Origin of the sequence: Pseudomonas onubensis (genome assembly GCF_965653655.1) — a bacterium.
In the GTDB taxonomy this organism is placed as follows: domain Bacteria; phylum Pseudomonadota; class Gammaproteobacteria; order Pseudomonadales; family Pseudomonadaceae; genus Aquipseudomonas.
In genome coordinates this window covers 1-264 of sequence record NZ_CBFHAZ010000347.1, presented here as the reverse complement: position 1 = coordinate 264, position 264 = coordinate 1, and the positions used below count along the sequence as shown (strand labels likewise).

1 protein-coding gene is annotated in these 264 nt (G+C 56.4%); it reads right to left on the bottom strand.

All coding sequences use genetic code 11. The annotated features are described in order from the left end of the window. A partial coding sequence (locus tag ACTD9P_RS30280) for an immunoglobulin-like domain-containing protein (protein ID WP_438870522.1) occupies positions 1-264 on the bottom strand: 264 nt, incomplete at both ends.

The window sequence follows — 264 nt, the reverse complement described above, 5'->3', positions numbered from 1 at the left end:
TCCAACTTCAGCGTTACGTCAGTGCCAGCTTTATTGGAAAGCGTAGCGGTGTACGTAATCTGACCACCCTCGTTCGCCTCGGACGGAGCCGTCAACGTGACGGTAGTGGTGTTATCAGTGCCCGGAGTGTCGGTGACGGTGGTGCTGACCGGCGTGGTACCTGGAACCAAATTCTCGAAGTGCTCGCCGCCAGTCACATTAGTGATAGCGGTAGTGACGGTTTGGTCGCCCTTGTACACGTCATCTGGAGCTACAACGGTCACG